A 16,225-nucleotide genomic window follows, 5' to 3' on the forward strand; every position below is an offset into this window, starting at 1 on the left:
TAAGATTTTGAATAAAAAAACCAAACGCCACAGCCCGACTAACAAGCATAAACCAGCCAAAGTAAGTCATGTTTAGTTGGTCACAATAAATAATAAAAACGAACAAATGCCATCAAAAATGCACACGTTCACTTTACAATAAGAAGGAATATTACATGAGTTTTACGGACCATATCATCGCATTTTTACAAAATGGCGGCCCGTTTATTTACCCGATCGCCTTAGTATTAGTTGTCGGTTTAGCTATAACTATCGAACGTTGGTTATATTTGAGCTCTGCCCATCGTACTAATCAAAAAGCGTTCTCTTTAATTAAAAATGCCTTAAAAACCGGTGATACCGCCACTATTAGCCAACATGCGCAAAATCATCAAGCCCCCGTGTTTGACGTATTACAGTCTGGCATCGCCCGTATTTCCAGTGCCAGTCGTCGTGAAGATGTTGAATACGCCATGGAAGAAACTGTGATGGAATATATGTTGCGTCTTGAAAAACGCACGCCATTTATCGCCACCTTAGCGAACATTGCTACCCTGCTTGGTCTACTTGGTACCATTATGGGTTTGATTGCCGCATTCTCCGCTGTAGCCAGTGCGGACCTGGCGGAAAAAGCCAACTTACTTTCACAAAGTATCTCGGTTGCAATGAACACCACCGCATTTGGTTTAATAACGGCTATTCCATTAATTCTATTCCACTCTAGTCTGCAAACTAAAACAGCAACTATCGTCGATTCTATCGAAATGGCAGGGATCAAGTTATTGAACTCACTGTCATTTAATAAGCAAACGGATAACAACCGAGACTAATGAGTATGAGACGCCGTCGTCGCCGCAATGCCCAAGATGCAGAGCTAGATATCACATCATTTATGAACTTAATGATTGTGTTAGTGCCTGTGCTACTGCTGAGTTTGGTGTTCTCTCAAGTGCGTATTTTGAATTTGCAGCTACCGGTATTATCCGAAGCTGAGCAAGCACTAGATAACCAAGAACCCAAAATATTAGAACTGATAATAACCCCCAAACGCTTTGAACTTAACTACCCTGCCGGCATGCTGCTTAAACGCTTCGACATTGCCGAACACGGATATGACTTTGCAGCGTTGTCGGTTTATTTACAGGACTTAAAACTGACCTTTCAACAACAAAACATTGATAAAAATGACATTGTGTTATTGCTAGACCCTGCGGTGGATTATCAAACCATAGTATCGGCAATGGATACTGTGCGTTCATATAAAGCCGTTGTTGTAGCCAATTTAGTTGATGCAGAGTTATTCCCTATTATCTCATTAGGTGATGCCCCTGAAGCTCCTGACTCTGCCGAGCCTGTGACTGCTCAACCTCAAGGAGAGCAGCCATGATGAAACAATCACCAAGAACGAAACGTATTGCCAAGCATCATAAACGCTTTAATTCTGGCGGTAAGCTAAACCTTGTTGCGCTAATGGATATTTTCACCATTTTGGTTTTTTTCTTAATTGTGAATCAATCTGAAGTACGTGTACTGCAAAGCGTAGATAAAATTAAGTTACCTGTGTCTATCGCTGAGGAATTGCCTGTAGAAAACCTGGTGATTACCGTGCTTGAAGATACAGTGCTAGTGCAGGAGCAGGCTATTTGGCAAAAAGCTACAGATGGCATTGGCTTAACTGAACAAGAAAATCCGTTGTTTATCGAAGCACTGACCAAAGAGCTTAATTATCAAGCCAGCAAACGGCTAGAGTTAACCGAAACAGAGCAAGAAAAAGGTCGTGCGGTCACCATTATTGGCGATGCCTCCACCCCTTATGTGGTGCTGAAGCAAATTATGTCAGCCTGTGCAGATACCGGTTACCGTAATATGTCTTTGGCCGTTGAGCAGCAAGCCCAACAAGCAAATGGTGAGGGCTAATATGACAGCAAACTCATCAAGTGCAAGCCTATCTAACACAGGCAATGTGAATTTGAATCGCCAGATGAATGCAGGTTTTAATGATTTAGGTGACTTATTTAAACCCAGTCGCCAAGACAAATTATTTAAACTGATTTTATCGTTACTGTTGGTGGTCTATCTGATTTTCGGGATCATTGTGCCTTTGCTTGACCAGGTAGAAATCCCCCGAGAAATAAAAGAGCAAGTGCCGCCACAATTGGCGAAAATAATGCTCAAAGAAAAACAGCTTCCACCGCCGGAAAAACCAAAAGAATTGCCTCCGGAACCTGTGCCACCTAAAGAGGAAATGAAAGACCAACCTGTTGATAAAACGCCTGATGAGCCTATTTTAAAACCAGTAGTGCAGCCAATCTCACCGAAAACAACCCGAGAAGAGGCAAAAGAAAAAGCTCAAACCTCTGGGTTAGCGGCCATGAAAGATGAGTTATTCTCAATGCGCGAAGCGTTTGATATTAAACCAACCGCCCAAAGTACGCTTGAGAAAACCACCACACAAGAGGTAAAAGTAAAACGTGAAATGCTAGCAGGCGCAGCTAATAAGCAAAGTGATGACTTATCCACCTCAACCATCAGTAAGCCTGTTGCGTCCGGTGCATTAAGTGCCAACAACACCCAACAAATTCGTTTAGCAGAAGAAGAGGTGTTAGCGTCACAGGGCGCTATTGCTGAAAAAGCCAACCAAGCCGTCACCGGAGGCCAACGTTCAGAAGCCGCACTTCGCCGCACCTTAGAAGCCAATAAAGCCCGACTTTATGCGCTATACAATCGGGCTTTAAGAAAAGATCCCTTTTTAAAGGGCAAAGTGATGTTTGAGATAGTTATTCAACCGAACGGCAGCATAAGTCGAGTAGAGATAAAATCAAGCGAGCTGAATAACGCTAAGTTAGAACGTCAATTAACCTTGATATTGCGCTCAATATCTTTCCCAGCGGAAGATGTTGCGATAATGACCACCATTTGGGCAATTGATTTTTTACCGAGTTAGTCGGTTATAAACCAGCGTCAGTAAATAACAAAGCCGCTAGTGAGCCGACTCACTGGCGGCTTGTTTCATGGAGAAAGCTAAAATCGTGTTGATACATGCAAACGATTAAAACTTAGCGCAATAGGTATTTCAGCGGCTTAAATTGAATCACTTACCAAAGTCAGTTAATGTTTAAATTCATTAACACTATAAATCATGAGTAATTATGTCTCGCTATAGAAATATATTTTTACTAGCCACAGTGCTGGGTTATGCCAGTATCAGCAATATAGCTGATGCCTCCTCACTTAATTGTGATAGCTATATTGGCTGTGAAAGAAAGTTTTGTGAAATCGAGAAACAGATAAGTATTGCCAAAGGCAATAATAATCAAACAAAATTGGCAGGGTTGAATATTGCGTTAACCGAGTCTCGCGCACACTGTAGCAACAAATCTATTATAGAAGACTTAATTTCAGAAGCTGATGAAATTAAACAAGATATTTTAGAATACGAGCAAGATTTAAAAGAGGCTCAAGCCAGTCAAAAAACAGATAAAATCTTAAAATATACTAATAAAATTGCTGAGAAAAATGTAAAACTGCAAGATGTTGAGACCAAACTGTCTGTGATGCAGAAAAAGGGTTAACAATACATTCACTCAATGGATTAAAAGTCTACAAGCACTTTTAGCATACGATGACTTACTATCCTAGTATGCTTTCGCTCACAAAAAAATCTTTATAAACACCCTCATACAGCAGGCTTAAAATACAATATAAAGACGACTGAAGTCGGAATCTCTATTGCGATGAAATAATCCCCCCAAATTAACTTCCCCCCAACATAATTATTTTTCCTGTAACAATTGAGCGTTACGCTTTCACACTCTACTTAGAATGAAATTCACTAAATCATTGTAAAAACAACATGTGTAGACACTTATAATATGGGGCACAATAATGATCAGTAAAACCAGTTTAGTTGTAATAGCGGCAACAGCGATAAGCTCGCTCAGTCATGCTGCAGATAATCCAATTATTTCAGAATACGTGGAAGGCAGTGGTAATAATAAAGCCATCGAGCTTTATAATCCTTCGGCGGTGAGCATAGATCTAAGTCAGTACCAATTAAAGTTTTTTTTCAACGGTAGTAGCACAGCAGGTAGCACAATAGCACTTGTTGGCATGTTAAATCCTGGCCAAACCTACGTGATAGCTGATAACGATGCCAGTAGCGACATATTAGCCAAAACCCAGCTAGTCAGTAATGCCAGCTTTTTTAATGGTGACGATGCCGTAGTACTTTACAAGCAAACTGAGGTAATTGATTCATTAGGCCAAATGGGGGTTGATCCTGGCAGTGAATGGGGCAGCGGTGACTTATCAACCCAAGACAATACCTTAAGAAGAAAATCGACCGCATTAACAGCAGATACAGTAGTCGATGATGTCGTGAGCTTTGATAACTGGTTGGGTTTTGCAAAAGATGACATCAGTGATTTAGGTCAGTTCACAACGACACCAGTGGATCCCGACCCAATAGATCCGACTCCCATTGAGTTTTCATGCAGTGAACCAGCCACCGCTATTCACCTATTGCAAGGTAGCGGTGATACAAGTCCACTTAATGGCCAAATCTTAGATGTACAAGCCGTCGTTATTAGCAATCAAGAAGCAGGTTTAAAAGGGCTATTTATTCAAATGCCCGATGAACTAGTAGATGCAGACCTTACAACCTCAGAAGGTATATTCCTCTACACAGGCAACGCCCCGCTCGGCTATCTTGTAGGAGATAATATACGTGTTAGGGCTAAGGTAAGCGAATATCAAGGCACAACCCAATTAACCCAAGCCTCGCACCACAGCCTATGTGCAACAGGTCAAATGTTACCTACGGCAGCTGAAATTACCTTGCCAGTAGCTGACACATCATATCTTGAGCGTTTTGAAGGTATGGCAGTGCATTTCAGTCAACCTCTAGTGGTCAACGAAGTTTACAATCTTGGCCGTTACGGTGAAATACTTTTAGGCAGCAGCCGCCACTTTATCGGTACTCAAGTAGCCGCGCCAGGTGCTGATGCCCTAGCGGTCACTGCGGCTAATAAACGCGACAGTATTTTATTAGACGATGGCCTAACGGCGCAAAACCCTGATCCTATTCGCTACCCAGCACCAGAGCTAAGTGCCAGCAACAGCGTAAGAGTGGGCGACTTAGCAACCGATCTTAGCGGCGTAATGCATTATGCTTTTGACCAATACCGCATAATGCCGACTCAAACGGTTAACTTTGTCGCCAATAATCCACGTACTTTAGTACCCGAGGCTGTCGAAGCAGACATCAAGGTCGCAAGCTTTAACGTGCTTAATTACTTTAATGGTGATGGCATAGGCGGTGGCTTCCCAACAGATAGAGGCGCCGACACCGTCAATGAATTTACCCGCCAAAAAACTAAAATAGTCAGTGCGATGCAGGCAATTGATGCGGACGTTTATGGTTTGATGGAAATTGAAAACGATGGCTTTGGCAGTTACAGTGCCATAGCGGATCTGGTCAATGGCTTAAATAGCGCCATCGGAGAGCCTAGATACCAATACATAACTGTTGACGGCGCAGGCATTGGCACAGATGCAATAACAGTTGGCATGGTGTATCGCAAGGATAAAGTGAGTCCGCAGGGCATAGCAAAGGTGCTTTCAAGCGCTAACTCACCATTAGATGATAACGGTGATGCACTCTTTAATGACGGTAAAAACCGCCCTATGTTGACACAGGCTTTTACTCATCAAGGCAGTGGTGAGCAATTTATTGTTGCTGTTAATCACTTGAAATCTAAAGGAAGCAGCTGTGATAGTTTGGGCGATCCCGATCTCAATGATGGTCAAGCCAACTGTAATGTCACCCGTACGCGTGCTGCAAGTGCTATCGCCCAATGGTTAAATAATACTTATCCTGAGCAGCAAATCTTAGTGATTGGCGATATGAACGCTTATGCGAAGGAAGATCCAATAACAACCTTAGCCCAAGGTGGATATACCGAATTGTTCCAGCACTTAGGTCACAGCAATGCTTACTCTTACGTGTTCTCAGGTGAATCTGGCCAGTTAGATCATGCACTTGCCAGCGCTTCACTGCTGGATAATGTTGTTGACGTCCAGGAATGGCACATCAATACCGATGAGCCTCGTATTCTTGATTATAACGAGGAATTTAAGTCCCCTGCGCAAATAGCCAATCTTTATCAAGGGGATGCTTATCGCTCGTCAGATCACGACCCTGTCATTGTTGCTCTAAACTTTGAAGCGGCAAATATCGCGCCTGTAGCAAGTTTTCAATACCAAGCTAATCTCGGCCAAGTGCGCTTTACCTCAACGGCCACTGACAGCGACGGTGAACTTGTTCGCTACTTATGGGATTTTGGTGACGGTAAACAAGGCGAAAGCCAAGTCGCTGTACATGAGTACCAACAAAGTGGTCGCTATCAAGTAAGCTTAACCGTGACCGACAATGGTGGGTTAACGCATAGCATCACTCAAACGATTGAAGTCACAGTTGCACCGACAAATGCCTTACCGGTTGCAAAAATTCATCACTTAAAGTTATGGATTTTTGACTTATTTTTCTCCTTCAGCCATGACACTGATGGTTATATCAAGCAACACAAATGGCGTTTTAGCAATGGTCAAACCATGACAGGTTTTTCTACCATTATGCGTAATCGCAGCGTTACAAGTGTTGAGTTAACCGTTACCGATAATGAAGGTGGCGAATCCAGCACTAACCTGAACTATCGTTAACTTATTAATATAAAACATAAAAAAGGCTTACCTCGGTAAGCCTTTTTATGTATGGTGAAATATCAATAAACTAGCCACTTTATTGGCGCGTGATACTGACAAGGATAACCATGCGTTATATCTTTATTTTACTGACATTTTTTATCTCCATTACCTTTCTCAAAGCCAATGAATTTGAATACAAGCACCTTGCTTTAGGAACATGGGAGATCACAGGTACACATTATTGCCCAAATGTATGTGCTTTAGATGATGAACAAGCTTCATCATACTCAGGAACGATTATTGAGTTGTTGAAATTTGAGGCCAATGTTGGCGATAAAAACTGTCGTGATGTGTCCTATTTATATAGGCATTTAACATCAACTAAATTTGTTCAAAAAAATAGATATCATCCCGCTAGAATTGGTATAGACGGTGACACTGTAGTAGAGGTCAGTCTTTATTGTGGTGGTTTATTTGGAGAGCGGCTAACTGATATGGCAAGTCATTTTTACATTAAAAATCAAAATGAAATATTGATAAGTTTTGATGGCGTAAACTTTTTAGCTAAGCGTATAAAATAAGCCTAATCGGGTGTCTCAGGTATGTAATCTACTGCCTGCCTCATCTCAATTCACAGCCACCCATTAACCATGTTTTTTATCAATAGCATAGATGTCATGCACTAATACCAAACTTGCACAGGCTGAAAACGCTTAAGTATAAAGATGCCTCTATTAGTCAGCTTTCCCCATTTTTTATACCGCTCATTTAACTCACATTCGCAACAAACAATAAAACAGTCGTTATAATCGATGAATTGTCAGGTTTTTAGCGCCCAAATACGCTATGATCCGCGCCACGACTTTGCGACTTAACTGGCTTCCCGCTAGCACTTAATTAACGATGACCTAAAATGGTATTCGGCCTTGATTATCGCACTGTGCACCACTTACTCTTTTACATTTTAAATTAGGCAACACCATGGCTATCAGAATTAAACTTAAACCTGGCCGCGAACGTTCATTAGAACGACGCCATCCTTGGATATTTTCCAACGGTATTCACAACGTTAATGGCGGCAAGCCACAAGCGGGAGATACAGTTGATGTGGTCGGCCATGATGGTCGCTGGTTAGCACGCGGTGCCTGGTCTCCTGAATCACAAATTCAAGTGCGCATATGGACCTTTGATAAAGAAGAAACTATCGATAGCGATTTTTTTGCCAGGCGCATACAAAGAGCCCAAGCAGGACGTGATGAACTGATACGCGAACAAGGCTTAACCGGTTATCGTTTAATTGCTGCAGAATCTGACGGCCTACCAGGTATTACCATTGACCGTTATGCCAACGTGCTGGTATGCCAATTACTCAGTACAGGTGCAGAAAAATGGCGCGACACTCTCGTCGAGCAATTAGCGATTCAATATCCTGATTGCGCCATTTATGAGCGCTCAGATGTCGATTCAAGAAAAAAGAAGGCCTATTACCGGTAACCGGATTACTGCACGGTGAACTGCCGCCTATGCCGGTTATCATTGAAGAAAACGGGATTAAAATTGCTGTTGATGTGGTAAAAGGTCACAAAACAGGTTTTTATCTGGATCAACGAGACAACCGCGCTATGGCCGCACGTTTTGTTAAAGGTAAATCAGTACTTAACTGTTTTTGTTATACCGGCACTTTTGGCTTATACGCCGCTAAAGCAGGTGCAGCGAGTATTGAAAACGTCGATGTATCATCACTGGCATTACAAACTGCCCGCGATAATATGGCCATCAATGATCTTAACGATGACAATGTCATTTATAACGAAGCCGATGTATTCAAGCTGCTTCGCCAGTACAGAGATGAAGGCAAAACCTTTGATGTAATCGTGCTTGACCCACCTAAATTTGCCGATAACAAGTCACAACTTGACGGTGCCTGTCGTGGTTACAAAGACATTAATATGATTGCCATGCAATTGCTAAACCCTGGTGGCATGCTACTGACCTTTTCTTGCTCAGGCCTTATGCAGTCAGACTTATTTCAAAAAGTGGTTGCCGATGCGGCACTTGACGCTAAACGTGAAGTACAGTTTGTTGAGCGCATGCACCAAGCTAGCGACCACCCAATAAGCAGCGCCTTTCCCGAAGGTTATTATCTTAAAGGATTGGTTGCGCGCGTTTGGTAAATAAACCAACCAATGGTTAGCAACTCACCTAAAGGGAGCATTATTTGCTCCTTTTTTTATTGGTTATTAGCACTCTAGCTATATAACCATTATAAAACCAAGCCGTTAAAACCAAGCCGTTAAAACCAAGCCGTTAAAACCAAGTCATCCATTTTTATTATGTTGAATAATGATGAGTAACACAGCTTAGACCCACGATATTACGCCGTAATAACTACACCAATTTGAATAAAAAATAGCACACATTGCGGATCAGCTTAAAGCGTTTACTAACACTTCCCAGCCAACAGATATGTAAGTTTTCCTGCTGAAGTTTTTGGCATCCTTGAGTGTTTTTGAGCACTCCATAATGGAGAGAATTGTAGGTAGAGAATTATGGGTGGTCATGTTTGGGGGGGAAATTGTGTAGCGAATTGTGGGTGGCTACGTTAAACAACGTTAAACAGGTGGCTACGTTAAACAATGTTAATTATGGCCATGTTTAATTATGTTAAAAATTGAGGAGCATTAATCCTTATATGCTCCTCTTTATGCATGTTATAGATTTTGCATGCTTTCCTCATACACTTCTAGAATAAAGTCCATACGACTTTTAATTTCTTCGAAATCTTTTTCGCTGCGTATACCGTCCACATCAATAACAGTGGTTTGGTCGTACCATTTAGTGGTGGGCAGCCATTCTAGGTCTAAACCGGACGACCAGCCGGACCCGAAACGAGCAGGTTCATTGGGATTTCCGTACTTGGCGAAGTTAGTCCATGCAGTCATCATCTTCTCAGATATGGCAATATCCTCTGCCGTCGCATCGGCGGCCATGTTACCGAAAGTAAATGGTACATCGCCACTATGAGAAACACCGTAAGAAGATGGATTTTGCTGGGCTGTAGGTAGGTAGTCAAAATAGTAATTGTAACCAGGTTTCCATACTTTATACATTTGTTGCGCTAAGAACTTATGTGGCGCTAGAAACTGCATGTCACTAGCCCAAAATGAGCCGATAACGCTATCATTACCTGCATACTCAGGATACAAATCTCTGACTTCATCAATATCAGAACCCTGTAACAACAACTCTAAAGGAATGCCAAATGCAAGGAAGAAGGACATCTCATGACTGGTGCCCCCACCCATATAATTGACACTGTGCTGGCGGCCATTATAGAAGGTTTTACCGATCGGTTCGGTAACTAACGTGCCATCAACCACAGGATTCATTGAGTTTTCATTTTCTGGAAACTGACTTATCAGTTGCTCCAAACTTAAACTGCGCAGTGCTTCGGGTGCATTAACATCGTTCGCAATGCCAAAATAACTGCCTAATTCTAACCCCTGCTGCTCCAATGATATCGGGTTCAACGAATCTGCTTGATCCAAGTAGCGGGCATGATGAATGCGAACACCGCCACTTTGAGCGATGGCGTTTTTAAATAAGCCCTTGGAATCGGGTGTACCCATTAAATAGTTAACGGCTACACCTCCCGCAGATTGACCAAATATAGTGACGTTTTTAGGATCGCCACCAAATGCTTTAATATTACGTTTGACCCATTTCAGTGCGGCAATTTGATCCATTAATGCATAATTTCCAAGATGCTCATTTTGTTGTGCCGCTGAAATGGCTGGATGAGCAAAGCGGCCTAAGAAATCTAATCGATAATTAATGGAAACTACAACCACGCCTTTTTTTGCTAGCTTGGTTGCGTTGTACTGAGACTCGGAAGATGAGCCATTTTTAAATCCTCCACCATGAATCCAAACCATGACCGGCTTCTTCTTAAATTTACCTTTACCTTTACCGCTGGTATATATATTTAACGATAAACAGTCTTCACTGCCGACGATTTGTCCTGGCACTGGGAATCTGGAGAATTGCGCGCAGCTTGGACCAAAGGTATCGGCTTGTAATATGCCATACCATGAGGGGGCGGGTTTTGGTGGGTGCCAACGATTTTCACCACTGGTGTCGGCGGCATAGGGAATACCTTTATAGACCTCAATGCCTTCTTCTACCACGCCGGAAACAAGACCGCTTTTTGTATGCCGTGGGCTTGTGTATGTCTGGGCAAATGCTGATAGAGTGATACTGGAAAGTACCAAGCACGCTAATATTTTTATTAAATAGCCACTTTTCATAGTGAGCTCCTAGAGTTAAGTTTTTTAATATTATTGTGGAGTTTAAGCACTGAAGCGACCTTCTACTGCTTCGACTACTACTTCTATCCCTTATACTTTTGTCTTTTCACTGTTATTTTATCTACAGAATCAGTACAGCCAGATGAACAACAAAGTTCAACGTTCAACGTTCAAACGATGATGTGGAGAGATGTCGTTCTGACATTTATTATTTCTAGATATTGATACTGTAGTACTTGGATACACTATGGATTGGTGGTCAGCCATGACAATTATCAATCGCTTGCGCACTACAATAGGTGAATTTGACTAAGCAGGTGAAGCAAATTTAGATTTAGAGTTAGCCGATCATGATGTTGATTTTTTGCTATTTTCATTGCCGAGGTGTGACGGTTTAACCAAGCCGGTTTAACCAAGCCATATATGGACGCTCCTGGTGAGTCAAGACAATACTCTGCTCACCGAAGGCTTTTTTGGCCATGTTCTTTTCTAAAACAGCGGGCATTTTGAATTAAGCAGCGAGCAATAATCATATTGCCTAGAAAAGAAAAAAAGCGCTTGGTTATTTATAAACATAAAAACCAAGCGCTAGCGGGTTAAATAAAGGGGAAATAACCCAAACGACACACGACACACGACACTTCACTTTTACATACAGCAACGGTTTACATACAAAACGATTGACCTACTACTCAATTTTTACGCAACGCATCGCTTTAACGTTTACGCCGGTTGCATAAACGCATTAATCTGTTCAAGTGTTAATACAGGCGTTGCGCCAGCAGACTGCGCCACCATTGCGCCAACGGCACAGGCAAAGTTAATCGCATATTGCGGGTTATTATCACTGCATAATTGATACAACAACGAACCTAAAAATGAATCTCCTGCGCCAACAGTATCGACCACGTTGACCAGATAGCCCGAGTTATAAAACGTCTGTCCATCAATACTTAATAGCGCGCCATGACTGCCTTTCGTTACACACAAATACTCAGTGTGTGTTTGCGCAGCAATGTAATCGACATTTTGCTCTAATGAATTAAACGGTGAACCCATAGCTTTGGCAATTTCGTATAGCTCATCATCATTTAACTTAATGAAATCAGCTTTATTCATCAATTTAACAATGCTGTCGATATCGTAATGCGGCGCACGCAGATTAACGTCAAACACCGTAAAATGAGCCGCGTTCACTAACTCCGTTAGTGTGGCTAATGACACCGGACTGCGGCCAATTAAGCTGCCAAATACCAATACATCAGCTTGCTTAACCTGGTTAATAATCGTGTCGGTTAACGCCACATTGTCCCAGGCTGTATCGGCGACAATGTCATAAGAGGCTGAGCCATTTTTGTCTAACGTCACCTCAACGGTACTGGTGCTTTTAAGCGGATTAATCGCAATACAATCGCGGTTAACGCCACGTTCATCAATAAATGCTAACAACTCATGGCCTAATTGATCATCACCTACGGCGCTGATCATTGAGCCTTTAATGCCTAACGCATTGAGCCTGACGCACACATTTAACGGCGCGCCGCCAACACGTTTACCGTCAGGAAAACAATCCCACAAGACTTCACCAAAACAATTGATATTAATATCCGCTTTGGCTTTATGATTCACTAATACACTGTTCATCATGCTTAACCTTTTGCTTGTAATCTTGCTTGCATAATCGCTTTAATATTACTGTTTTCGCCATACAAGTTAGCAATGGCGTTACGGTAGTCTTTACAAAAAACCGCTTGATTGTTTAAGTCGCCAAATAAATCGGTTAACTGTAAAAAAGCTAATGGATCTTGACTCGTTTTACTGGCGAACGTATGTAATTTAGCGGCCATTTGATCGTTAATATCCAGCGCTTCACCTTGTTGGTTAACCTGTTTATCGCTGTATAAGCACCAGGCTGCAATCACCAAACAGGCTAAAGAGGTATCGCGATTTAAGGCTATGTTTTCATTAATGGATGCAATGATAAATTTCGGTAATTTTGCAGAGCTTTCTAAACAAATACGCGCCAGGCTGTCTTTAATATTCGGGTTAGCAAAACGCTCAATTAAGGTATCTTTGTATTGAGTTAAATCGATACCCTCTAACTGATCAATTAATGGCGTGACTTCATCGTCCATAAAACGGCGTAAATAGGTGGCAAATAATGGGTCGGTAACGGCCTCATCAATCGTGGCAAAACCATGAATAGAACCGAGTAAACCTAATACAGAATGACCGGCATTGAGTAAACGGATTTTCATTTTCTCAAATGGGGTAACATCGCTCACAAATTGTGCACCAACAGTATCTAATGCAGGGCGACCATCACTAAAGTTATCTTCAATGACCCATTGAGTAAACGCTTCACAGGTGATTGGCCATTCATCATTAATGTGTAATGTATTGGCGACATGTTCAATATCTGCTTTTGTGGTGACAGGGGTAATACGGTCAACCATTGCATTGGGGAACGCAACATTTGCCGCTATCCATTGCCCTAACTCAGCATCAATTTTACTCACAAATGCTAATAACATTTTACGGGTCATGTCACCGTTATGTTGAATATTGTCGCAAGACTGAATGGTAAAAGGCTTCATGCCATTGGCTTTGCGTTGCATTAATGCGGCAGTGATATACCCAAAGGCGGTGATAGGGTCATGCAGATTAGCCATATCATGGATAATCTCAGGGTTCGCAAAGTCAAACTCACCCGTTGCGGGGTTAAAGTTGTAACCGCCTTCAGTAATGGTCAGAGAGACAATTTTGGTTTGTGGGTTAACTAACTTATCAATCACCTGTTGCTTGTTTTCTGGCGCAAACAGAAAATCAATCATTGAACCAATCACTTGATGATCTATCTGACCATTAGGGTGACGCACCGTTAAACTGTATAAGTAATCTTGCTTAACCAATATGTCACGCAAGCCACGATTAGCGTCTAATAACCCCACACCACAAATAGCCCACGATTCCGAGCCAGGTGTTTTGAGTAATTCATTAACATACATAGCCTGGTGAGCGCGATGAAAACCACCGACACCAATATGCACGATGCCTGCCGTTAACTGACTGCGATCGTATTTCGGCACATCAACATCAGCAGATAAAGTGGATAACGATTGTTGATTTAGCGGGTTAAGTTTAACGTTTGATTGTTGAGTGTGCTGCATACTCATGCCTCGTAAAATATAATAATCGGTTCTGTGTTAGCTCAGTAACACGCCAGACCCAAAGCAATCTTTGATCATTAATATAACCATTAATATGACCATTGCTTTGAGTCACTCATTGGGTTTTATGAATTTAAGTTTTTGTGACGTTTTAATGCAAAGTATGAACAACTAAAATAAATCACCGTACAAACAAAACACACGGTTTCGAATAACGATTTATTGTCTGCGTATATATCCATCGTTGGGCTATAAAACATCACATTCACGGCAAGTGCGGTAATAACCACTAACGAGATAAAGGCAAAACCATTTAATAGCTTGGTAAACTTACTTACATCTTCGATTGTTTCTTTATCACCTTGAGCCATTGCGTCTTGATATTCTGCAATTTGTTGCTGTTCTTTTTCATCAGCAATAATAGCGTCGCTGTAATCTAAATCAGCACCGTATTTTTTGGCTAATACAGTGTAAATAATGATGGTGAATATCCAGGTAGGAATAAACAAATAGTAGAATGAAATCACATCTAAACTGTTTAAACCAAAGCCAAAGATTAATGCTAATGCCCAAGATGCAATGGCTGGTGTGCTTTTAGACAGGTTTTGATATTTAGCCCAGTAGCGAGTTAAGCCGATTTTAGGAAATAACACATGCTCAGCAAATACAATTCCGCCCACAGGCACCACTAATAAACCGGCATACGTCAGTAATGGCAGCATTTGGGTAAATACAAATGGGAAACAGGCAATCACTACCGTGACCATTCCCACAATCGCAGTGGTTCGTTCACGCGATTGATTAACAAAAATAGATTGTGCAGCAAGACCAGCACGATACAAGTTCGCGTTTGCTGTCGTCCATCCTGCAATGATAATAATCACAAAGCCAGAAAAGCCTAAAGCATGATAAGCCACGTCACCAGGATCAAGCTGTGTGATGGTGGTTTTTAACAATACCGCAGTACCCGCGCCCATAATACCGGCCGAGATCCAGGCAATATAATGACCAAAGAACATACCCACACCAGAAAACAGACCATAACTTTTACGTTTAGCAAAACGAAAAATAGCCATGTCGATTAAACCAAAGTGCGTAATCGAGTTGGCAGCCCAGGCAAACCCAATCACTTCAAGTAAACCAATACCAGGCTCGCCTTTATCGTTTAAGCCCGTCCAAATTGAACTGTCGCCAATGGTCATAAAATCTTGCCAGCCACCTAACGTCGTCGTGCCTATAACATGATTTGATAACGCAGGGAATAAACTGAATGAACCGGCAATAAAGATAACAAATAACCAGGGCGCGCAGATTTTAGAAAAGTCAGCAACGGTTGAAAAACCATACATGGCCACTACCACAACGATTGAACCAACGGCCAATACAATCATCACAAACCATAAACTGCTGGGATACCAATTCAACTGCGCGGGAATATCAAACAAAAAGCGCACGGCGGTGGAAGATACGGTAATCATGGCGGCAGAAATCACGGCAAAGATAATTACGTTAGCCCAGTTATAGAGCTTGGTCATTGAATCGCCAGCAATTTTATTTAAATAATTGTACAAACTTAAACGGGTTTCAACGGCAATAGGCGCAGTCAGTAGCCACCAAGAACACATGGCTAACAGGTTACCAATCAGTAACCCTAAAAGAATATCAATGGTCGATGCACCTAAGGCGACAAAGGTTGCACCAATCACAAATTCGGTTGCAGCAACATGCTCCCCAGCATATAAACCTGCAAAATGTTTCCAACCGTGCAACTTATTCTTAGCGACGGGAAGCTGCTCTTCATTCATTTGATGAAATGAAGAATCTCGGTGACTTGTTGTCATTATTGTTATATTCCTATATTTTCAGGTAAATTAATCCCTCACCAATAGCGATGATAAAATTAAGCAACTTACCTTTTTGACTATTTATTATTTCTGTTTAACTGAAATAATAACCCCATTGACGTTCTATTTTCATTAATACGTTTTGCTGCATATAAAGTTTAAGCACAAATAACACTTTATTGCTGATGCTTATTGTATTGTGGTTTATATTGAGATAAAC

11 protein-coding genes and 1 pseudogene are annotated in these 16,225 nt (G+C 41.7%); 8 read left to right on the forward strand and 4 right to left on the reverse strand.

The features are described 5' to 3' along the window. The first annotated feature begins 155 nt into the window (after positions 1-155). The 8 genes and pseudogenes from L0B17_RS13720 to L0B17_RS13755 all read left to right on the forward strand — a co-directional run bounded on the left by L0B17_RS13720 (position 156) and on the right by L0B17_RS13755 (position 8,858). Positions 156-809, forward strand: coding sequence for a MotA/TolQ/ExbB proton channel family protein (locus L0B17_RS13720; RefSeq protein WP_235085565.1), 654 nt, complete (start codon positions 156-158; stop codon positions 807-809). Then, a complete protein-coding gene (locus L0B17_RS13725) occupies positions 809-1,366 on the forward strand; it encodes a biopolymer transporter ExbD (RefSeq protein WP_235085567.1) in 558 nt (185 codons plus the stop codon). The genes L0B17_RS13720 and L0B17_RS13725 overlap by 1 nt, the downstream gene beginning before the upstream one ends. Further along, complete coding sequence (locus tag L0B17_RS13730) at positions 1,363-1,896, forward strand: ExbD/TolR family protein (RefSeq protein WP_235085568.1); 534 nt, start codon at positions 1,363-1,365, stop codon at positions 1,894-1,896. Before L0B17_RS13725 ends, L0B17_RS13730 begins: the two co-directional genes overlap by 4 nt. A gap of 1 nt (position 1,897) precedes the next feature. Then, a complete protein-coding gene (locus tag L0B17_RS13735; RefSeq protein ID WP_235085570.1) occupies positions 1,898-2,923 on the forward strand; it encodes an AgmX/PglI C-terminal domain-containing protein in 1,026 nt (341 codons plus the stop codon). A 205-nt stretch (positions 2,924-3,128) separates the two neighbouring features. Beyond that, the gene (locus L0B17_RS13740) at positions 3,129-3,551 is read left to right on the forward strand and encodes a DUF1090 domain-containing protein (RefSeq protein ID WP_235085572.1); all 423 of its coding nucleotides are present in this window, start codon (positions 3,129-3,131) and stop codon (positions 3,549-3,551) included. A 313-nt stretch (positions 3,552-3,864) separates the two neighbouring features. After that, positions 3,865-6,699 (forward strand): ExeM/NucH family extracellular endonuclease, encoded by a 2,835-nt coding sequence (locus L0B17_RS13745; RefSeq protein ID WP_235085574.1) that lies wholly within the window; start codon positions 3,865-3,867, stop codon positions 6,697-6,699. A gap of 110 nt (positions 6,700-6,809) precedes the next feature. Continuing rightward, positions 6,810-7,265 (forward strand): hypothetical protein, encoded by a 456-nt coding sequence (locus L0B17_RS13750; protein ID WP_235085576.1) that lies wholly within the window; start codon positions 6,810-6,812, stop codon positions 7,263-7,265. A 400-nt stretch (positions 7,266-7,665) separates the two neighbouring features. Then, positions 7,666-8,858: pseudogene (locus L0B17_RS13755) on the forward strand (class I SAM-dependent rRNA methyltransferase). Between the two features lie 537 nt (positions 8,859-9,395). On the opposite strand, the gene L0B17_RS13760 reads toward L0B17_RS13755, so the two are convergent. The 4 genes from L0B17_RS13760 to L0B17_RS13775 all read right to left on the reverse strand — a co-directional run bounded on the left by L0B17_RS13760 (position 9,396) and on the right by L0B17_RS13775 (position 16,002). Then, positions 9,396-10,991 carry a carboxylesterase/lipase family protein gene (locus L0B17_RS13760; protein WP_235085578.1) on the reverse strand — a complete coding sequence of 532 codons (1,596 nt, stop codon included), beginning with the start codon at positions 10,989-10,991 and terminating at the stop codon, positions 9,396-9,398. A gap of 723 nt (positions 10,992-11,714) precedes the next feature. Further along, the gene (locus L0B17_RS13765; protein WP_235089830.1) at positions 11,715-12,635 is read right to left on the reverse strand and encodes a carbohydrate kinase family protein; all 921 of its coding nucleotides are present in this window, start codon (positions 12,633-12,635) and stop codon (positions 11,715-11,717) included. Between the two features lie 5 nt (positions 12,636-12,640). After that, positions 12,641-14,167, reverse strand: coding sequence for a mannitol dehydrogenase family protein (locus L0B17_RS13770; RefSeq protein ID WP_443019897.1), 1,527 nt, complete (start codon positions 14,165-14,167; stop codon positions 12,641-12,643). A gap of 119 nt (positions 14,168-14,286) precedes the next feature. Then, positions 14,287-16,002, reverse strand: coding sequence for a purine-cytosine permease family protein (locus tag L0B17_RS13775; RefSeq protein ID WP_235085581.1), 1,716 nt, complete (start codon positions 16,000-16,002; stop codon positions 14,287-14,289). Positions 16,003-16,225: the final 223 nt, after the last annotated feature.

This window comes from Shewanella sp. OMA3-2 (assembly GCF_021513195.1).
In the GTDB taxonomy this organism is placed as follows: domain Bacteria; phylum Pseudomonadota; class Gammaproteobacteria; order Enterobacterales; family Shewanellaceae; genus Shewanella.